Source organism: Microcoleus sp. D3_18_C4 (assembly GCF_036702355.1).
Classification (GTDB): Bacteria; Cyanobacteriota; Cyanobacteriia; order Cyanobacteriales; family Microcoleaceae; genus Microcoleus.
In genome coordinates this window covers 1-20,432 of sequence record NZ_JAUBTF010000080.1, presented here as the reverse complement: position 1 = coordinate 20,432, position 20,432 = coordinate 1, and the positions used below count along the sequence as shown (strand labels likewise).

Annotated in this window: 17 protein-coding genes; 8 read left to right on the top strand and 9 right to left on the bottom strand. The window is 46.2% G+C overall.

The features are described 5' to 3' along the window. Positions 1–137: 137 nt before the first annotated feature. On the bottom strand, positions 138–620 hold the full coding sequence (locus tag QUA90_RS27025) for a hypothetical protein (protein WP_333329871.1): 483 nt from the start codon (positions 618–620) through the stop codon (positions 138–140). Positions 621–804: 184 nt separating this feature from the next. Here QUA90_RS27025 and uvrB point away from each other — a divergent pair, with 184 nt between their 5' ends. Then, on the top strand, positions 805–2,817 hold the full coding sequence (gene uvrB / locus QUA90_RS27020; RefSeq protein ID WP_333386004.1) for an excinuclease ABC subunit UvrB: 2,013 nt from the start codon (positions 805–807) through the stop codon (positions 2,815–2,817). A gap of 72 nt (positions 2,818–2,889) precedes the next feature. Here the strand turns inward: uvrB and QUA90_RS27015 are convergent, their stop codons facing one another. From QUA90_RS27015 to QUA90_RS27000, 4 genes are all read right to left on the bottom strand, one after another. Beyond that, positions 2,890–3,267, bottom strand: a complete 378-nt coding sequence (locus QUA90_RS27015) for a type II toxin-antitoxin system PemK/MazF family toxin (RefSeq protein WP_333386002.1) — start codon at positions 3,265–3,267, stop codon at positions 2,890–2,892. After that, the gene (locus tag QUA90_RS27010; protein ID WP_333385999.1) at positions 3,251–3,931 is read right to left on the bottom strand and encodes a DUF433 domain-containing protein; all 681 of its coding nucleotides are present in this window, start codon (positions 3,929–3,931) and stop codon (positions 3,251–3,253) included. Before QUA90_RS27010 ends, QUA90_RS27015 begins: the two co-directional genes overlap by 17 nt. A gap of 90 nt (positions 3,932–4,021) precedes the next feature. Continuing rightward, positions 4,022–4,330: a hypothetical protein gene (locus QUA90_RS27005; protein WP_333448412.1), complete on the bottom strand. Its 309-nt coding sequence runs from the start codon at positions 4,328–4,330 to the stop codon at positions 4,022–4,024. A 1,119-nt stretch (positions 4,331–5,449) separates the two neighbouring features. After that, complete coding sequence (locus QUA90_RS27000) at positions 5,450–6,487, bottom strand: NADP(H)-dependent aldo-keto reductase (protein ID WP_333448411.1); 1,038 nt, start codon at positions 6,485–6,487, stop codon at positions 5,450–5,452. A 195-nt stretch (positions 6,488–6,682) separates the two neighbouring features. Between QUA90_RS27000 and QUA90_RS26995 the strand changes: the two genes are divergently transcribed. The 5 genes from QUA90_RS26995 to QUA90_RS26975 all read left to right on the top strand — a co-directional run bounded on the left by QUA90_RS26995 (position 6,683) and on the right by QUA90_RS26975 (position 13,748). After that, complete coding sequence (locus tag QUA90_RS26995; protein ID WP_333448410.1) at positions 6,683–7,843, top strand: DegT/DnrJ/EryC1/StrS family aminotransferase; 1,161 nt, start codon at positions 6,683–6,685, stop codon at positions 7,841–7,843. A 149-nt stretch (positions 7,844–7,992) separates the two neighbouring features. Beyond that, positions 7,993–8,868, top strand: coding sequence for a cyanoexosortase B (gene crtB, locus QUA90_RS26990; protein WP_333329847.1), 876 nt, complete (start codon positions 7,993–7,995; stop codon positions 8,866–8,868). Next, positions 8,868–9,587 (top strand): cyanoexosortase B system-associated protein, encoded by a 720-nt coding sequence (locus QUA90_RS26985; protein WP_333448409.1) that lies wholly within the window; start codon positions 8,868–8,870, stop codon positions 9,585–9,587. Before crtB ends, QUA90_RS26985 begins: the two co-directional genes overlap by 1 nt. 130 nt (positions 9,588–9,717) lie before the next feature. Beyond that, positions 9,718–11,295 carry a polysaccharide biosynthesis/export family protein gene (locus tag QUA90_RS26980; RefSeq protein WP_333448408.1) on the top strand — a complete coding sequence of 526 codons (1,578 nt, stop codon included), beginning with the start codon at positions 9,718–9,720 and terminating at the stop codon, positions 11,293–11,295. 173 nt (positions 11,296–11,468) lie between these two features. Then, positions 11,469–13,748 carry a lipopolysaccharide biosynthesis gene (locus QUA90_RS26975; protein WP_333448407.1) on the top strand — a complete coding sequence of 760 codons (2,280 nt, stop codon included), beginning with the start codon at positions 11,469–11,471 and terminating at the stop codon, positions 13,746–13,748. Between the two features lie 446 nt (positions 13,749–14,194). Here QUA90_RS26975 and QUA90_RS26970 read toward each other — a convergent pair whose 3' ends face one another. Beyond that, a complete protein-coding gene (locus QUA90_RS26970; protein ID WP_333171805.1) occupies positions 14,195–14,473 on the bottom strand; it encodes a hypothetical protein in 279 nt (92 codons plus the stop codon). Positions 14,474–14,912: 439 nt separating this feature from the next. On the opposite strand from QUA90_RS26970, the gene lpdA reads away from it, so the two are divergent. Next, on the top strand, positions 14,913–16,349 hold the full coding sequence (gene lpdA / locus QUA90_RS26965) for a dihydrolipoyl dehydrogenase (RefSeq protein ID WP_333329838.1): 1,437 nt from the start codon (positions 14,913–14,915) through the stop codon (positions 16,347–16,349). Positions 16,350–16,855: 506 nt separating this feature from the next. On the opposite strand, the gene QUA90_RS26960 is transcribed toward lpdA, so the two are convergent. From QUA90_RS26960 to QUA90_RS26950, 3 genes are all read right to left on the bottom strand, one after another. Further along, entirely contained in the window at positions 16,856–17,284 is a 429-nt protein-coding gene (locus QUA90_RS26960) for a DUF202 domain-containing protein (protein WP_333329835.1), read from the bottom strand. A gap of 219 nt (positions 17,285–17,503) precedes the next feature. Then, a complete protein-coding gene (locus tag QUA90_RS26955) occupies positions 17,504–18,919 on the bottom strand; it encodes an LCP family protein (RefSeq protein ID WP_333329829.1) in 1,416 nt (471 codons plus the stop codon). Between the two features lie 104 nt (positions 18,920–19,023). Beyond that, positions 19,024–19,398: a hypothetical protein gene (locus tag QUA90_RS26950; RefSeq protein WP_333214506.1), complete on the bottom strand. Its 375-nt coding sequence runs from the start codon at positions 19,396–19,398 to the stop codon at positions 19,024–19,026. Between the two features lie 245 nt (positions 19,399–19,643). On the opposite strand from QUA90_RS26950, the gene rpe reads away from it, so the two are divergent. Beyond that, positions 19,644–20,345, top strand: a complete 702-nt coding sequence (gene rpe / locus QUA90_RS26945; protein WP_006632078.1) for a ribulose-phosphate 3-epimerase — start codon at positions 19,644–19,646, stop codon at positions 20,343–20,345. Positions 20,346–20,432 lie beyond the last annotated feature (87 nt).

Here is a 20,432-nt window from a genome sequence, read left to right as displayed (position 1 = left end):
TGTTAAAATTGGCAGGGTTAAATAAATAACTTGAGACGATTCAATTGGTTGATCCGGTTCCTCAATAACTTGTATAAAAAAGTTTAATTAGTCATTAGTTAACAGCGAAAAACTAATAACTAATGACCAATGACTAATTAATCTAAGAAGCCCATTAATGTTGAGCTATCGTCAATTTCGTTTGAGGCAATTGGCCGATTTCCTCCCATTGTCGAGTAAACTTCATCAATGTGAAGAGTGCTGATTGCTATAGGGCGGGCACCGGACATACTGAACATTTCACTGACTTGCATGGCGCTGGAGCCGATCGGGCGATTGCCGATTGTAGCAACCACTTCAAAGTCGCTGGATTCTACCGGGCGATTGCCTACAATGCCGTAGGTTTCGCTGAGGTGCAGGGTGCTAATGCCGATCGGGCGGTTCCCCGACATCGAGACGGTCTCGCTGATGGTAAAATCGTCTGGGCCGACAGGGCGGTTGTCATGCATGAGTTGCGGCCGATAAAGTTGGATTCCTGTTGCTTTGGCATCCGTGGGTGGTGTCGGTTGGCTTTTGGAACTGCCTTTACCGCGACGGGCGATCGCTTTGCCTTTGCTTGTACCTGTACTGCTCGTATCCATAATTCTTTTCCTCGCTTATTTTTGGACGTTGATTGCTGGGTGCGGACAACTGCTTTTCTTGGCTTTCTGCTTGCTATTTCGGCCGATGATTAAAATAATATTACAAAGTCTAACTATTTTTTTAACGAAATTGCAGAATCTCTGCATTTTTGTTAAGATTTATGGGTAATAGCTACATTTTCCTATGGTAACTGCGGCAGCATCTTTTCAATTGCAAGCGCCCTTCCAGCCCACAGGCGACCAACCGCTAGCGATTAAGCAACTCGTCAAAGGCATCGAAGCGGGCGATCGATTTCAAACCTTACTCGGTGCCACAGGTACGGGCAAAACCTTCTCCATTGCCTCGGTGATTGAAAAAGTCGGCAGACCCACCTTAGTCTTAGCACACAACAAAACCCTAGCAGCTCAACTGTGCAACGAACTGCGAAATTTTTTCCCGAACAATGCAGTCGAATACTTTGTCAGTTATTACGACTACTACCAACCTGAAGCATACATCGCAGTCACCGATACTTTCATTGAGAAGACGGCAGCAATTAACGACGAGATCGATATGTTGCGGCACTCAGCCACGCGATCGCTCTTTGAACGCCGCGACGTAATTGTAGTTGCTTCAATTAGCTGCATCTACGGTTTGGGAATGCCCGCAGAATACCTGAAAGCGGCTATTCCTTTGCGAGTAGGAATGGAAGTAAACCAGCGGCAAGTTTTGCGTGATTTAGTTAACGTCCAATACAGCCGCAACGATATAGATTTAGGCCGAGGCAAATTTCGCGTCAAAGGCGATGTTTTGGAAATTGGCCCCGCTTACGAAGATAGAATTATTCGCGTTGAATTCTTCGGTGACGAAATCGATGCCATCCGCTACGTTGACCCCGTAACTGGTAAAATTATCCAAAGTACAACCGCTTTAAATATTTATCCAGCGCGCCACTTTGTTACGGCAGAAGATAAATTAGAGGCAGCTTGCCAAGGGATAGAACTCGAATTAGAAGACCGACTGGTAGAATTTGAAAAACAGGGTAAACTATTAGAAGCTCAGCGGTTGGAACAGCGCACGCGCTACGATTTAGAAATGCTGCGCGAGGTAGGTTACTGCAACGGAGTCGAAAATTATTCGCGACATTTAGCAGGGAGAAATGCGGGGGAACCGCCAGAATGTTTGATAGATTATTTCCCCAAAGATTGGATGTTGGTGATAGATGAATCTCACGTCACAGTGCCGCAAATTAGGGGGATGTACAACGGCGACCAAGCGCGGAAAAGAGTATTGATTGAACATGGTTTTCGCTTGCCCAGCGCGGCAGATAACCGCCCTTTAAAAGCAGAGGAATTCTGGGCAAAAGAGAATCAGTGCATCTTTGTTTCTGCTACGCCTGGGGATTGGGAAATGGAAATCTCGGAAGGCAGAGTTGCAGAGCAAGTAATTCGCCCTACCGGAGTAATAGATCCGACTATTTTTGTGCGCCCGACGGAAGGACAAATTGATGATTTGTTGGGGGAAATCAAGGAGAGAGTAAGTCGGGATGAGCGAGTTTTGGTGACGACTTTAACGAAGCGGATGGCGGAAGATTTAACCGAATATTTGCAGGAAAGGGGAATTAGAGTGCGGTATTTGCACTCGGAAATTCAGTCGATTCAACGCATCGAAATTATCCAAGATTTGCAGGATGGTAAGTTTGATGTATTGATTGGTGTTAACTTGCTGCGGGAAGGTTTGGATTTGCCGGAAGTTTCGCTGGTGGTAATTTTGGATGCGGATAAAGAGGGGTTTTTGCGTTCGGGACGTTCGTTGATTCAAACGATTGGAAGGGCGGCGCGGCACGTTCAGGGACAGGCTATTTTGTACGCGGATAATTTGACGGATAGTATGGTTAAGGCGATCGACGAAACGGATCGACGCCGGGGGATTCAGGTAGCGTACAATAAGATGCACGGGATTACGCCACAGCCGATCGCGAAAAAGCGATCGAGTAATGCGATTTTGGCATTTTTGGATGTGTCGCGCAAGCTGAATTCTCAGCAGTTGGAGGAGGTTTACGAACAGGTGGACGAGTTATCTTTGGATGAGATTCCTCAGTTAATCGGGCGGTTGGAAGCGCAGATGAAGGCGGCGGCTAAGAAGTTGGAGTTTGAGGAGGCGGGTAAATTGCGCGATCGGATTAAGCATTTGCGGGATAAGCTATTGGGACATTAAGCTTGTTGTTAGGGAATTGAGGGGAGTTTTTAACCGCAGATGCACGCTGATAAACGCTGATGAAGGGAGAATTTAAAAGCCTAACATGGCTTTTAGTCCATTGGCGATCGGCTGATACTCTTCTGCGGTTAAATCTCCTCGGTAGCCCAAAACACGCTTTATGTCCACAGCACGTATTTGATCCAGCAACACAGTAGAGTCATAGCGTAGGTTTCCCATTCCCGCCTGAAGCTGCGGATATAGCGTTGAGTTTCGTGTCGCCCAATCTCCTTGTTGTGTCGTCAAGGGAACGACTATTACCAAGGAAAACCGCGTTATTCCTGTGACATTTGGCAAAGCTACAATTACCGCAGGTCGAGTGTTTTCCTGTTCGCGACCGGGGGGAATTTGAGCCGGGAAGTTAACTAGCACTACAGCCCTCACCTGCAAAAAATTAGGTAGCTGACTCACAAATTTTCTCTACCTTTTTATTGCCAATGTCGATCGGGTTTGTTTCTTGAATCCGCCATTTAGCATAGGCGATAACTTCTTTAAAGTCTGCTTCTTCAAGTTCTGGATAAGTTTGGCGTATTTCTGCTGTGGAATAGTGAGACGCCATCATTGAAATGATAGTTTCAACAGTTATGGGTAAGTGGCGAATGCAAGGTTTTCCCTCCATGAATTCTGAATCGCAGGTAATTCTAGTAAATGGCTGGATATGTTCTTTACTACTCGTTTCAATTTCATTGTCGAGAATTACCATTCCAACTCCCGGAATAAAACGCACAGGCTTTGTGCCTTCGAGGGGGTCTACATCTCCCCAATCATAGGGAGGAATTTCATTATCGACGAGGTAAAGTTGACGCCAAGGCGATTTTGCCAATGCTTCCTCGGAAATGTCAGGAAAAAATATTAGCACTTCTGCGATGCCAACTGGAAAACCATTGAGTTTGCTCAAGCCATCTATAATGGCGGCTAGGACGGATAAGTCTAGATGGCTGAGGTTTTCTGCTTTTTCGATCAGTTGGTATACGGTTTCAGGATTGAGTGTTTCGCCGACAGCTTCGACTAAGTTTTCGGGGGTGAAACCTCGACATTTCAAGTATTCGGCTAGTTGTAAGCGAATTGTACTCATGGGTTTAGTTGAGAAAGATTTTAGGGTGAAGTGCGATCGCCCTTTACCATTGTCCTATTTTTTGGATGGGAAGGGCGATCGTAGTTTCTATCAGATTCCTAGTCTTTCGGGTGAATATTCGCGTTCCAAGGAGTCGGCTTTTGATAAACCATTGTTATCCCAGGAATCTGACTCATACTCCCATCCACGGTTTTTATCTTTCCGATCCTCATCCTCAGAGTGTAAGCGTTCTAAGGTAGTCACTCTGTCTTTGAGTTTTTGCAGATCGCGCTGAATGTCCGATGATGTAAGCTCTTGACTGTTTGGGTGCGACCCATAAACCATACGGGCTATCTCCAAACCATGAGGATGAGCGAGCAGCTTTTCGAGTAGCGATCGCGCGTGATTTTGTGGTATCATTGTTTTACATAAATTAAATAACATCCAGAATCCTGAGAACGGCTTAATGCAGTTCAATGCTACCGTTCTAGAATTCGTGGTTTGAATAGAGCGTCCCTAACACCTCCAAGTAGTAAGGACGTTCTTTATTTATTATTAGCACATTAGCTGGCTAGTAGTCAATTAAAATTTTGGGATATTATCCCTTTTTTTTTTCTTTATCCTGTGTTATCCAGAAAGCAAAACGCGATAGATAAAAATGAAACCGGATAGGAAATGAGATACTAATTGAATCGGAGGTATTAATTAACTGAATTAAGAATTGAAACCGCAAAGCGGGTATTTAGCGTTAAATCCTGCATAGCCACAATTAACCTAAATCGCGATTAGGGATTGAAACAGCTTTATTCTCTGTCAAAAGCGCAACCGGTTTCGTTTTTGAGTGGCAATTAACCTAAATCTCTATTAGGGATTGAAACCGATGTAAGGATTCAGGTCATGTGAAAAGCAGTAAAACCTATACGGTGTAACCATTTGATTGAATAATCATCAAATATCCATTCTTATTAAGAAACCATGAAAGCTTTTATTTTCGTACCTATTGAGAATGAAGCTGTTGATTTAGCGAAGGCTTTAATTCTACAAGTCTTTCTGTGACTACGTTTCAGATACCTGAATCCTTACAAACCGATACATTTAGCAAGATGGGGGACGGAACTTTAAAAAATGCGATTAACCTAAATATTTATTAGGGATTGAAACTCGTCCGTCATTATATTAAAAAAGGTCGATCGCCCAAAACACCACCCAAACCAACTACTTGCTCAATACCGCAGCATCGGTACTGCTAGCAAAAGCCGGACTAATAAACTCCTCCTTCTCTTCCAGCGTGATGTAACCCTTATCTACAGCTAGCTGCATCACTTCCTCAAGAAAACCTCTGAGTGCATCTAATACTTGAGTGCGATCGAATTAAAAATGCTTTTCCTAGCCAGTGATAAGTTGGGCGAAGTGAAACCTAGGGTTCGTTACCTCAACCCAACCTACTAATATCAAATCCGGGTTAAATTTACCCTCTATCTCTTAGTCCGCGCAGGCGGACTTTGTGTGTATAGAAGCGGTTTCAACCGCCGAGACATCTTACGGTGTCGGATTCGGATACTTAGCGTGCACCGCATCGATTTCCGCTATAATCTCCCGATCCAAATTCACCTCCAAACTACCGATATTTTCCTCCAACTGTTCGAGACTTGTTGCACCGATAATTGTGCTAGTTACAAACCAGCGCGATCGCACATACGCCAAAGCCATCTGCGCCGGACTTATCCCATGTTTCCCCGCAATCTCAACATACGCTTTCACCGCATCATTCAGATTAGTTTTATCGTAACGCTGACCAAATCCAGCGAATAAAGCCAACCTAGAATTTTCGGGAATTCCATTCAAGTATTTACCCGTTAACAGCCCAAATCCCAAAGGACTATAAGCCATCAATCCCACATTCTTAAAACGGCAAGTTTCTGCTAAATTTAGGTGAAATGTCCGATTGCTCAAACTGAAAGCATTCTGAATCGAAACAACTTTCGGCAAACCGTGTTTTTCAGCCAAAGTACAGAACTCGCAAACTCCCCAAGGCGTCTCGTTACTCAAACCTAAATAGCGGATTTTCCCAGCTTTAATTAAATCAGCAAATACCTCTAACTGTTCCAAAATCGGTACAGTTTCGTGCTCTTGGGCGATGTCGTAATCCGGCGCGCCAAATAGCGGCACGTAGCGATCGGGCCAGTGGATCTGATAGAGGTCAATGTAGTCAGTTTGCAAGCGCTTCAGACTGTCATTCAGGGCTTTTTCGACATTTGGGCGATCGATCTGATTTTTCCCTTCCCTAATCCACTTTAAGCGAGTGCTTCTGCCCGCCACTTTAGTCGCTATAATGACTTTATCCCGCTGCTGTTTCGCCAACCATTCGCCGATATATTCCTCTGTTTTTCCCTGAGTTTCCGCCTTTCCAGGGACAGGATACATTTCGGCCGTATCGATAAAGTTGATGCCTCTATCGATCGCAAAATCGAGCTGTTGGGCCGCTTCCTCAACGCTGTTCTGCTGGCCGTAAGTCATCGTACCCAAACAGATTTCCGATACTGATAAGTCGCTGTCGCCCAGTTTTTTGTATTCCATGATTTTGATTACTGGAAAAATATCTGATTCTATATTACAGAAAAACCTTGATTTAATTGACCACTCCATAAAAGTGCGCGATGCTTTCTCCTCTCTTCCTCTTTTCCTCTGCGCTCTCTGCGCCCTCTGCGGTTAAAAAATTTAAAATATCTCCGACTTAAATGTTAATATAAATAATTCGTATTCCTCTGATGTATGAGTAGTCGCCTGCCAAAAATTCCCTTTGTCAACCTCTCCCTGCAACACCAACCAATCCAATCTCAAATAACAGAAACAATTGGAAAAATTATCGAGCAAGGAGACTTTATTTTAGGCCAAGCAGTCGCCGAATTTGAAACAGCATTTGCAGCAGCTTCTGGAGTAAAATACGGCGTAGGAGTGGCTTGTGGAACAGATGCGATCGCTCTGGGACTCCAAGCTTGTGGCATTAATCCGGGCGACGAAATTATCATACCCGCTAACACTTTTATTGCCACCGCGATCGCCGTCCTCCAAGCCAAAGCTATACCTATTCTCGTAGATTGCGACCCGGAAACCGCCCTGATTGACCTCACAGCAGCCGAAAGAGCAGTTACCTCGAAAACTAAAGCAATTATCCCCGTACACCTCTACGGTCAAATGGTATCGCCTCGGCAGCTTTTAGATTTTGCGACCCGCCACGATTTAATCATATTTGAAGATGCGGCCCAAGCACATCTAGCTTCCAGAGAAGGATACCGCGCGGGCTCCATTGGGAAAGCAGCAGCCTTCAGCTTTTATCCCAGCAAAAACCTCGGTGCTTTTGGCGACGGCGGGATGTTCATTACTAACGATGCAGAGCTCGCAGAAAAAATGCGAACTCTCCGCAATTACGGAGCACCCACCAAATATTTGCACACAGAAATCGGTACCAACAGCCGCCTCGACAATTTGCAAGCCGCCGTGCTCAATATTAAATTACCTTACTTAGAAAAATGGAATCGCGATCGCACCGCCGCCGCCCAACACTACAATACTCTACTAGAACCATTGAAACACAAAGGCATTGTACCCATTGCCAACCATAGCAGCAGCGGTCACATTTATCACCTGTATGTTATCAAAATTACTGAGGAAAGCTCGTTAGCGAAGCCCTCGAAGAGGATCGACCGCAACACCCTTCAGGAAAAACTCGCCCAACACGGCATTCAAACAGGCATACACTATCCCATACCTTGTCACCTGCAACCCGCCTACCAAAACTTAGGCAATCCGGGCGACTTCCCCCACGCAGAAACCCTGTGCCAACAAATTTTATCATTGCCAATGTATCCCGGATTGAGCAATACTCAGATCGAGCAAGTTGTTCGGGCGATCGTACTATCATTGAATTGCTAATTGTTCATAAAACTTATGCTGCAGGTGATTCAAGCAGTAGGGTGCGGTTCTCACAGCGTTTTTGTGGGGAATTAACAAATCTTTAACTGACAGTTCAAAAGCCCAAAGCGTTGCGAATCCAGCGCGGCAATCTTAAAACTTCTCAAACCATGCACATCCAGCGCAAAATTCGCATTGTTTTCAAGCGATACCTCCTGGCGGAAGGTATCACGGTGCTCCTAGTGCTGCTGTACGCCCCCCTGCTAGTACACTGGTACAACGGCTGGCTCAACAAAAACATCAGCATCGAACACGAATATTTCAGCCACGGACTAATTGGTTTGCCCTACGCAGCTTATATTGCTTGGATGAACCGAAAGTGCTGGCGCAGCTTGCCCAACTCACCGCATCCTTTGGGAGGCTTTTTGCTGGTACTAGCCACGCTTTTTTATCTGAGTCGCTTGAGCGATTTAGTAAATTTATCCCTCCCCGTAATGCTGGCCAGCATTTGCTTATCTTTAAAAGGAATTCCCGGCTTGAAATTGCAGGTGATGCCGCTTTTGTTCGTATTTCTGGCCTCGCCGAACCACATTCCTTACCTCATAGAACCCTACGCCTTGCCCTTACAGCAATTCATTGCTGAAGCATCAGGCTGGATATTAATTAAGATTGGTATCAACGTGAGAGTGGAAGAAATTTATCTGTACGTAAACGAGCGCATTGTAGAAGTTGCTCCCCACTGTGCAGGCTTAAAAATGCTGTTTACCAGTCTTTACGTCAGCTTAATTCTGCTGGATTGGACGGGAGTTTGGAACTCTCGCAAAAAAAGTCTTTTGTTTTTAGTGATTACATCCATTATTAGCATCACTTCCAACATTTTTCGCAATACTTTGCTAACTTACTTTCACGGAACCGGCAGAGAGGCGCTTTTTAATTGGCTACACGCCGGATGGGGCGGAGATTTATATTCTGCTTGTATACTAGGGTTATTGGTACTTCTCCTCAACGGGATGGAAAAGTATTTCCCAAGTCAGTCTGGCAATTAATGAAACAGATGATTTCAGCACAGAAACTAATGCAGCGGTATCAATTATCTAAAATTATGGTACTGGTGTTTTTGCTGGTATTAGTTGGAGCAGTAGCAATTCCCGGCTACGCGACGGGAAGGTGGCCTTGGACAAACCCGCCAACCCTTGCCAACCTCAAGCAATTAAGAAGTGTGCGCCAAAACGGGCTAAAAATTCCTGGGTGGCAGGTTATAGCCGTTCAGAATAACGTCCAAATTGGCGCTCACAGATGGTTAGTTCAAGAAATTAAAAAAGATAAAACAATTGCCATTTTATTGCTGTTACCTCAAAATTACCCCAAAAACCAGCCCCAAGTCGAATGGCTAGATATCGATGGATTTCACCGGTGGCAAACCGATTCTCATCGCACTTTGAGGTTTACAGTTAAATTAGCACCAATACCCGGCCAGCCACCGCCTAATGTCGAGGCGAGGTTTTTCCGAAGCTGGACTCGCCAACAAACTTTTGCTGTCGTGCAATGGTACGCTTGGCCTAACGGGGGTTCACCAGCAACCAGTCGCTGGTTTTGGGAAGACAGCATTGCTAGACTCTCGAACCGCCGCGCCTCTTGGGTTGCTGTCAGTATCATCCTCCCCATTCAACCGCAAAGCGACATTAAGATAGCTCAACCATTGGTGGAATCTCTTGCCGAAAGTGTCCAGGCTAAATTAATGACAGAAACTTTTCGGTCGGAGTAAGCAGGTAGGTGCAAATAAATCAGCCTAGGGCGTGGGCCGATTTTGCCAAAATCAACTGCTTCCTAGTAAATATCAGGATTCAACTCGCCCCTAAAATATCTTATTGTTTTTTCTCGTCGCTATATTTTAGATGAAACTTACAACTCAGGTCATTATTCAAAATAATACTTTTTTAAATCCTCTCAAAATGCGGGGAAAATCCACAATTAAAAATCGCCTCGCTTTTTACTTGGCAGGCCTGCATTCAACTGCTTGGACTCTATCTTTTGCTGCTGTATTCTGGGGTTTTAATAGCAAAAATTTTTCGGAAACGGCTTTAGCTCAATCTGTTGTTCCTGGTTCCGAGCGCCTCGTGGCGCCACCGCCATTGCGTTTACCGCCACCGCCCCCTGCCAATTTCAACCGGGATATTAACCCAGCTTTTCGGAATCGGCCCTACCGCCTCGGGCCGGGAGACCAGATTTCTGTTCAAGTTCAACGCTTCCCAGAGCTAGGTTTTACGGGTCCAATCAGCCCTGAAGGCGTAATTGTACTGCCGCTAATCGGAACAGTAAATGTGCGTGGTCTTACTGTCGAAGAATCACAGCAGCGCCTCCGGGAGCGCTTTGGCCAATTTATCAAAAATCCTCAAGTCTCGGCTGCTTTGCTGGTTCAGCGCCCCGTAGTGGTGACGGTGACGGGGGAAGTTGCTAGACCGGGTTTTTATCCGCTGCAAACCCCCCAGCTTCCTGCTGCTTTGGCGGCTGCTGCTGGGACTAATCCTACGGCGGAACTGCGGGCGGTGCGGGTGCGGCGGACTCTGCCGGGAGGTGCTGTGGCGGAGCAAGTTGTTGATATTTTGACACCGTTGCAAACTGGTATTGCTCCACCGGATTTGCGTTTGGAAGATGGAGATGCGATCGTCGTACCGTATAAACAGGTTACGCCCGATCGCAAATCCGATCAAGATTTAGCATCCAGGTACAGCCTCGCTGCTGCTGCTGTCCCCGTCCAAATCACTGTCACCGGAGAAGTCAGCAAACCTGGTTTTTACACGCTTCCGGCGGGTTCGGGTCGAATTTCGGCTGCTTTGGTGATTGCGGGGGGAGTCACAGGAAAAGCCGATTTGCGGGAGGTGCGAGTGCGGCGGACGCTGATGAACGGCTCCTCGGTGGAGGAACCAATCGACCTCTACACTCCCCTAGCAAACGGTAACGATTTGTTCGATTTTCCTTTGGCATCGGGAGATGTGATTGTCATCCCGGAATTGGACGCTAGTACCAAAAACCTAGACTACGACAAAGCTCTGGTTTCGCGGTCTACTTTGATTAAGCCCAGGATCTACGTTCGAGTTTTGAGTTACGCTAGTGGTGGTTTGACCTCGTTCTACATAGAAAATGGCAGCAGGTTTTTGGATGCTCTCAACAACTTGCCTGTTAATCTTGCTGACTTGCGGAAAATAGCCCTGATTCGGTTCGACGAAAAGCAAGGTAGAGCAATCAACCGTTCGATAGATGCTAAAGCTGCTTTGGAGGGCAATGTTTCTCAGAACCCGATGCTCGAAGATAATGATGTGATTGTGATTGGTAGGAATTTGGTAGAGCGCATTGGTTATGTAATCAATACTTTTACTCGACCATTCCGGGATACTTTGGGATTTATTCTGTTCTTTGAGCAGTTGAGAAATGGAGTAACAGATTTGTTCGGCCCGTCACGTAATGATAGGTAGTCATACCATTTTAGATTTTAGATTTTAGATTTAAGATGGGGAATGACTTAGGCGATATGGGTTTTAATCACAGACCGAAAGTTCTAAGGTTTTTGGGGGATTTGTAGAATTAGTCAGCAGTCATTAGTTATCGTTAAGAATTAGCAATCTAAAATCTAAAATCTAAAATCGTCATGACTTTATCCGTTGTTAAACGTTATTTAATTGCTTTTGACCAATACAAGTGGGTGGGACTGGCTACTCTCGCGGTGACTGTGGGCGTGTCGGGAGTAGTGGCCATGCAGCCAAAGGCGGCGCCAGTTTACGTTGCCATAGGTACGCTGGCTTACGACAGACCGAGCGTGATTTTTTCATCGACTACTACTAAAATTCAACAGGAAGGACAAGAAATAACTAAAGATATGCTGCTGGATACAAGGGTGGTTGAACCAGCAGCAAAAAAACTCATCAAACCCGAAGGGAAATTAAACAAAGAAGAAGCGGAAAAAGTACAAGCTTTGGCTGACAAGCTGGGAAAAGATGTGCAAATAAAGATGCCCAGTAAGAATAATGACCCCAGCGCTTTGATTCAAATATTGTACAAAAATGCCGATCGTAAACAAGCAGAAGCGGTAGTAAAGACGCTGATGAACGAAATGGTGGAACACAGCAAAAATATTAATACTTCTAGACTGCGAGAAACGATCACCCAAATCAACCAGCGTTTGCCGAAAGTAACTCAGGAACTCAGAGAGACGGAAGCAAAACTTGAAGCCTACGAAAAACGAGAAGGAACTTCAATTTTAGCAGCTCAGAGCGGTGCTTTGCCGCAAGCGATTACCAGCATCCAACAGCAGCAGCGGCAACTCCGCGTGCAGTTGGGAGGAATTGAAGCTCAAATTAACAGTTTGCAGGATCGCTTGGGATTGAATGTGGAGCAAGCTTACGTCGCTCAAGCACTCTCTGCCGATCCAATTATTGCCCAACTGCGAGTGCAATTGTTTTCGATCGAATCTCAGCTCAAAATTCTCCGCAGCGACTTGCAGGAGGAACACCCGAAAATTGTAGAATTGCTTAAACAAAAACTTGCTTTTGAGCAGCAGTTGCAGCAGCGCCAGTCTGAGGTACTCGGCGGTAACGGGGTGGCGGCTCCGCTCAGAAGTGCCGATCGAATTCGGGTAGACTCTTCTTTAGATCCGGCCAGACAGCAGTTAGCTCAAACTTTGATTGCTTTACAAACGCAGCGGGATACGGTGCAACAGCAACTCCAAGGAATAGAGAAAACTGAAAAAGAATTGCGTCGGGAACACGCGACAATCCCCAACAAGCAGTTAGAACAAGCCCGTTTGGCCCAGCAAGTGGCTTTCAAAAAAGCTCTCTACGACAAGATGCTGTCGGCTTTGGTAGATGCTGAGGCGGCGGTAGCTGAGACAACGGGGAGTTTGAGAATCGCCCAATGGCCGCAAACTGATGACGTTGAGTCCAACAAGAGAGGTTTGCCCGTGATGCTGGCGGTGGGCGGATTTGTGGGATTGCTGCTGGGCGGGGGGTTGATATTTTTGTTGGGGATGCTCAACGGCAAGTTTTACAGTTGGGAAGAAGTGCGGGCGGCTTTGGTGGAAAAAGAGGTGCCGATACTGGCAGTTTTGCCTGAAGTGACGGTGTTTGATTCCTACGGCGATGAAATGCCTCTGGCCCTGGAGGTAAATTCTCCCTATTTGGAATTTTACGAGCGGTTGCGTACTAATTTGCGCCGGATCGGGAACAAACCGGTAAAGGTGGTGTTGCTGACTTCGGCGGCGCCTTTGGAGGGGAAAAGTTTTAGTGCTTACAATTTGGCAATTGCATCGGCTCGATCGGGTAAACGGACTTTGCTAATTGAAGCAGATTTGCGATCGCCTTCTAACGTTGAATCTTTGAAAATTGCTGCTGATCCTTTGGCGACTGTGGAACCTTTGCACTATTACGGCAATATTAGCGAGTGCGTCCTTTTGGTTCCAGAGGTAGAGAACCTATACGTTGTGCCGAGTCCCGGCTTTTTGCGACAGGCCTCCGCCGTACTAGAATCAAGCGAAATGCGGAGATTGTTTGAGGATGTTCGCAACCGCTTTGATTTTGTGGTTGTGGATTCTCCGGCATTGAGCGAGTGCAACGACGCGCTGACGCTGGAACCGTACACGGACGGTATGATTTTGGTGGCGCGGCCTGGTTACACTTTGTCTAGTATGTTGTCTGAGGCTGCTGATCAGTTGCTGGAATCTGAGGATGAGGATTCGCATAAATCCGGGCCGCGACTGTTGGGAGCGATTATTAACGGTGCTGATATTCCGGTGAAGTTCCGCAATGATATTGATATTGATGAATGGGAGTTGCCTGTGAGTGCGATCGGCGATCGGGCGATCGAAGTGCGATCGAGGCAATTACCGCAGCACTCAAAACCTAAAAATAAGGCTATTAATAGTAAATTGAGCTAATTTATGTGGCTTGATTCTTGTAAACCAATCCTCCAGCAAATGTGAATGTTTTGTAGGTGCAACCTAAGCAGGTTAAGCCGAAAGCACCGTTAACAGCCCGTCGATTTTAGATTTGGAATTGATACAAATTCTGGTTGCTTTGGAATGATTAAACCGCAGAGGACACAGAGATCACAGAGTCAGAGAACAGAGAGATGAATCATTTCTATGCTATTAGATTTTAGATTTTAGATTTTAGATTGATATCAATTCTGGTTGCTTTGGTCTGATTAAACCGCAGAGGACACAGAGTCAGAGAACAGAGAGATGAATAATTCCTATGCTACCGAATTTCACATTAAAAATTGACTCCACAGATTCATCGGGGAGCGTAAACATTAATCTAAAATTTTTCACTTGTCAACAGTCAACAGTCAACAGTCATTACTTGAAAATGTATCATCGCACTATTGATTCGATTCCGGGCGTTTCTGGTGTTTGCTCTGGATAAACTGTTCCAAATCGGCGATCGCATCTTCAAAATCCGACAAATTAATTTTCGCAGGTCTAGTCTTCTTCGGCAAACTCGAAGACTGACTCGAAGACTTAGCCGGAGGCGGTGGAGATTTCGGTTGTGCAGCTTGAGTGCTGTTCGATTCTATAGAATCGAACAATTCATCCAGGGACTCAAAAAATGATTGAGCCGAGGCCCGGCGTAAATCTTTCTGGTCGTCGTCATCCGTCATAAGCCACTCCATAGACTCTAAAAGTTGCCAGCAAACTCTGCCCGCCCCCAAGGCGTGCAGACATGAAAACCCGACTAAAACAAGCAAGCGGACACAATTTAACCGGACGGTGGAATGCCTGCTGCTGAACTTGCTGCCCCTTATAAAACCTGTAGCGGGCATTGTCAGCCTTCAAACTATATTTAACTCTACACCCGCCTACTGAGTGATTTGAGACTTGGTGCAGACCCAGCTCAAAATCATTGACCCTGAAAAAATCTCAGTTACGGCTCTTTCGTTGTCTAATTAACCCTAGTCTAGTCGAGAATAAGGAGACAGGACTTATGCAACTATTACCGCTGTTCAAGGGTTGCGATGGCAACGCGCCACCCGGAAAGGACCCAGAGACGGTGTTTTTTGCTTGAGTCCTAAGATTTCAAAGGCATTAGGAGATTTTAAGGTGACTCAGGGATTTGATTACGATTTAGCAATTATCGGCGCTGGCGTGGGCGGACACGGCGCGGCGATACACGCGGTTAGCTGCGGGCTGAAAGTGGCAATTATCGAAGCGGGCGACATGGGCGGGACTTGCGTCAACCGCGGCTGCATTCCCTCGAAGGCGCTGTTGGCGGCTTCCGGGCGAGTGCGAGATTTGCGGAATGCCCACCACCTAAAGACTTTGGGTATTCAATTGGGCAGTGTGGATTTCGATCGCGGGGCGATCGCCAATCACGCTAATACTATTGTTAGCAAACTTCGCGGCGACTTGACTAACAGCCTCAAACGTTTGAACGTCGATGTCATCCAAGGTTGGGGCAAAATTGCCAGTGCTCAAAAAATTACCGTCGAAACCGATAAAGGCGAGAAAACTATTACCGCCAAGGATATTATTCTCGCTCCCGGTTCGGTTCCCTTCGTCCCCCCTGGGATAGAAATTGACGGCAAAACTGTATTTACCAGCGATGATGCTGTCAGGTTGGAATCGCTGCCGAAGTGGATCGCAATTATTGGCAGTGGCTATATCGGTTTGGAGTTTTCGGATATTTACACAGCCCTGGGCTGCGAAATTACGATGATTGAAGCTCTAGACCAATTGATGCCGACTTTTGACCCGGATATTGCTAAATTAGCAGAACGAGTGTTAATTGCACCCCGCGATATTGAAACAAAAGTAGGTGTTTTGGCCAAGAAGATTATTCCTGGTTCGCCGGTAATTATTGAATTAGCTGATTTCAAAACTAAGGAAGTTGTCGAAGTTTTGGAAGTTGACGCTTGTTTGGTAGCAACTGGTCGGGTGCCGGTGAGCAAGAATTTGGGGTTAGAAACTGTTGGCGTGGAAACGATGCGCGGTTATATCCCAGTTAACGATAAGATGCAGGTTTTGGCGGCGGGAGAACCGGTGCAAAATTTGTGGGCGATCGGCGATGTTAATGGCAAGATGATGTTAGCGCATTCTGCGTCTGCTCAGGGAATTGCCGCAGTGGAAAATATTTGTGGCCGTGCGCGCGAAGTTGACTATTTGAGTATCCCGGCGGCGGCGTTTACTCACCCGGAAATTAGCTATGTGGGGATGACTGAACCTGCGGCGAAGGAGTTAGGAAAAACTGAAGGGTTTGAGGTCGGTTCTGTCAAGAGTTATTTTAAGGGAAATTCTAAGGCTATTGCGGAGGGTGAAACCGACGGTATGGCTAAGGTGATTTACCGGAAAGATACTGGGGAGTTGTTGGGAGTTCACATTTTCGGTTTGCACGCTTCGGATTTGATTCAGGAGGCGGCAAATGCGATCGCCCAGCGCGATTCTGTTAACACTTTGGCATTCCGAGTGCACACGCACCCGACGCTTTCGGAAGTGTTGGATGAGGCGTTTAAACGGGCGGCTGGAGCGGGTAGTCATTAATCTGTAGGGGCTGTTTTCTTGTTTTAGATCCCCGGCTTCTTGAAGAAGTCGGGGATTTAACTATTCTGTTTGAGGGCGGTGGTAGACTAAGTTAAAGGAGATGAAAATGCTCGCAATTGCAATCTTTTAGTATTCTCCAGAACCGCCAAGATGCCTGTTCCACAAAGAGTAAGTTTTTTTGTGGGGTGGGCATCCTGCCCGCCCGTCAAAGGCTTATTAAGAAATGACATTCCCTCTTGGCGAATATTCCTCAATAAAGGCTCGTTGTAATGTATAAATCGCTGTTCGTCCATAAACAGACAGCTAATTACTTCATTTCACTTGCTTCCGCTTGTAAGTTGTACAGTATTTAAATTGTATATTTCGATGACCCGATCGAAAATCGTCAAATTCTCTCCCCATCAAACTCTCTCCCCATCTCTCGAACACCATAGACAATCTAGATGCACAAAATCTTAATGATATGGTTGCAGTTATTTCCACTTTAGCTAAGCGATCGGGTTAACTTAGAATTGAGAGTTTTTAGGAGTTGAAGTGGGAGCTATATTTCCGCGCTCTCGCCATAGCAACAACGGAATGCTTAACGTTCCTAAAATCATTACAACTCCAGTCAGAATCCAAACTAGCACACGATTTGGGCGATAATCACCTCGCTCAATTTGCCAGAAAACTCGATTATAACGCCATGCGGCCAAGGCAATGACCGCAATTCCAAAAACGACCAGACTCAGCCCTAAAGTTTCTGAGTTGAAGAAGGGAGGGGAGGAAACTTCTTGCTGAGTCACTGTAGCTTGAAATTGACGGAGAAATAAACTGAACCGACTGATTGCAAACCCAAAACCAATTAAAGCGAGTGAAGTTCGTAACCATGCCAGAAAGGTGCGTTCATTTGCCTGATGTTCCCGCTGCCGGTCTATTTTAGCACCCTTGTTCATCAACCCTACCTTTATAAAATATTTTAAGCTTTCCCTCGTTGATTATTGTTTCAGTTGAGATTGCCGAGGGAAGTATCGCTATGGCGATCGTGATTCATTATCACCAAAAAATATAGTACAGTAAATCGACAAAAAGCGATCGCTTCCCTCTCATACCAACAGAAAATAAGAGGACACAGCATTGCTGTGTCCCTACAAATACTGCGGTTAAAGCCCAGTTTAAAAAGACTTAGCTGCACTGCCGGAGTGAGCCTTTTTCTCCAACCAATCCTTACCCAATCTAATTGTCACGTCGGACTGCAAAGAACCGGTACTCTCAACCAGCACATCTCCAAAACCCAAAAACTGGCGAATCGCTTGAGCACCTTTAATATCGCCCTGTTGAGCTACTAGAGTAGTTACTTCCAGCGGTTCCGGCCAAGCTTTATAAACCTGAACATTCCGATAACCGGCTTGAGTCAAATTATTGACAAAATCTTCAACAGCCGATGGATCTCCGGTACTATCTTGAATCGCCACATTCAGAAAAGTCGAATCAGCATTCTCAATTGTCCAAGTATTTTGGCCGAAGTCAAAATGTTCCGCCACCATAGTTTCGATGGCATATTGGTCGGGCAACCAAAAACTTGCCTTGTAGTCCTTAGAATCGCTAAATTTGCCGGGAACCATCAACATCTGCACGCCAGTGCGATCGGTTTGAGTAGCAAAACCAGCCAAAGCTACCAATTCTTCTATACTCAAATTCGTGTCAAGGTGAGACTGAACCACCGACAAAATCTTCGGTAGTCGAGACAGCAAACCTACATTTACTTCCTGTTCCACAAAAGCCCGCATCAACAATTGCTGGCGCTGCACCCGCCCGATGTCGCCCAAATCGTCGTGCCGATAAAGCAAATATTGCACGATTTGTTCGCCGTTGAGTTTTTGCTTACCAGCCTTTAAATCTATATATAAATGCTGGCTGTTATCGGTATACTTCATGTCTTTAGGGACATTAATAGTAATGCCACCCAGGGCATCGACCAAACTTTTTATGCCATGAATATTAACTGTGACGTAGCGGTCAATTCCCACACCGCCAAGGAGTCCGCTGACTGACTTCGCTGACGAAGCCGGGCCACCGTAGTAATTAGCTTCGTTGATTTTCACGACCCCCCTGCCTTCAACATAGGTGCGGGTGTCTCGCGGAATGGAAAGCACGCTTAACTTTTTATTTTGAGGGTCAAACCTAACCAACAGCATGGTATCGGTTAAGCCCTTAAATGAGTTTTCCCAAACCTCGTATCCGACATCTTTGTTGACACCTCCTTCGATGTCAGAGGTCAGAACTTTAAGTCCTAAAACTAAAATATTAACTGGGCGAGTCAGCTCCGGCATCTTCATGTTGAGCTTTGCCATGTCGCCTTGAGAAAATACTGCTGCTTCTTCAGGGCTCAACTTTTGTTGCTGAAGCGGCGTTGTAGAAAGGGAGACGGCTAGCAATGCTCCGGCTGTGGCTGAGAGCATTGCTACTCCAGCCAAACCAAAACCAAAACCCAGCCAGCGACCTCGATGGGGCTGGGAAGCTTTTTTGGTTGCAGGTTGAGCAGTGGATTGTTGGATAGGGTCTTGATTAGGAATTTTTTGAGCTGGCACTGGCTTCCTCACACACAACAAAAATAAAAAAGATAATGGCAATATGTAGTATCAAGCTGAAGACGCACTCAATCAATAGGGTAGGGGCTTAAAAGAACCCTAAATTATGATAAATGTTTGCCTACTACTTGCTCGGCTAAGCGACTAATTCCGGGCAACCATAGTGGTTGACGCTTCCAGAGGCGAACCATCAGTCCCAGAGCAACGATGAAATAGCTGGTGGTTAGCAGGCTACTCATTAATAACATGGGAAGTGTCGGAGATTCCGCAGAAATCGCTCCAGCTTCTAAAAGAATATGTCCTAAGAGCCAACTAAAAGCAAGGGCAATTGCCAATCGGCTGATGGCTTTGCGTTCGGGACTACCCTGACGGCGGTAAAGAGTCCACAGGGCGGGGAAAAAGCCGATGACGGGGATCATTAATACAAACAGACTGGCACGATCGAGTTCAGGATTTTCTAAGGGATCTGTTCTTTTCATAATTCGGTACTCAAAATTTGCAGAAGGTCAGATTTTGCACACAAGTTATTTGTTAGAGGGAAAATTTATATCCTAAACCAAAATTCCCAGAGCTGGGGTGGTGCGCGATCGCCCAACTTGTCTGTCAGAGGCAAAATTTTTCTGCCCTCCCAATCTCGCGACTGATCGTTGGCAACTTTTCGACCCGGAGACCCGTATTTTGATAAACTGGATACAGCACAGCAGACAGGAGAACAGACTTAGCCATGACCCAATCCCAAAAACCCATCGTTATTGCTCCATCCATATTATCAGCCGATTTTAGCCGTCTTGGAGAAGAGATTCAGGCTGTCGATCGAGCTGGGGCTGACTGGATTCACGTAGATGTGATGGACGGTCGCTTTGTTCCTAATATTACTATCGGGCCGCTGATTGTTGAGGCAATTCGCCCCGTTACTACCAAGGTGATCGATGTCCACTTGATGATTGTGGAGCCGGAGAAGTACGTCGAGGACTTCGCTAAGGCTGGTGCTGACATTATTTCGGTTCACGCGGAACACAATGCTTCGCCTCACTTGCACCGCACCCTCGGCCAAATTCGGGAATTGGGCAAAATGGCTGGTGTGGTTCTGAATCCTTCGACGCCGCTGGAGTTGATCGAGTACGTGCTGGAACTTTGCGATTTGGTGCTGATTATGAGCGTCAATCCGGGCTTTGGTGGTCAAAGTTTTATCCCGGCTGTTTTGCCGAAAATTCGCCAGTTGCGTAAAATGTGCGACGACAAGGGCCTCGATCCTTGGATTGAGGTAGATGGCGGTTTGAAGGGGAACAATACTTGGCAGGTTCTGGAAGCCGGCGCAAATGCGATCGTCGCTGGTTCTGCTGTGTTTAAGGCGAATGATTACGCAGCCGCGATCGAGGGTATCCGCCACAGCAAGCGTCCGACTCCTGAGTTGGCTGCGGTTTAATCAAAGATTTTTCGTAACCGTTCAGGGGGTGCGCCTGTGGCGCACCACCCCAAGAGGAGTTTAAGTATCAATATGTTGGAGAGCCGT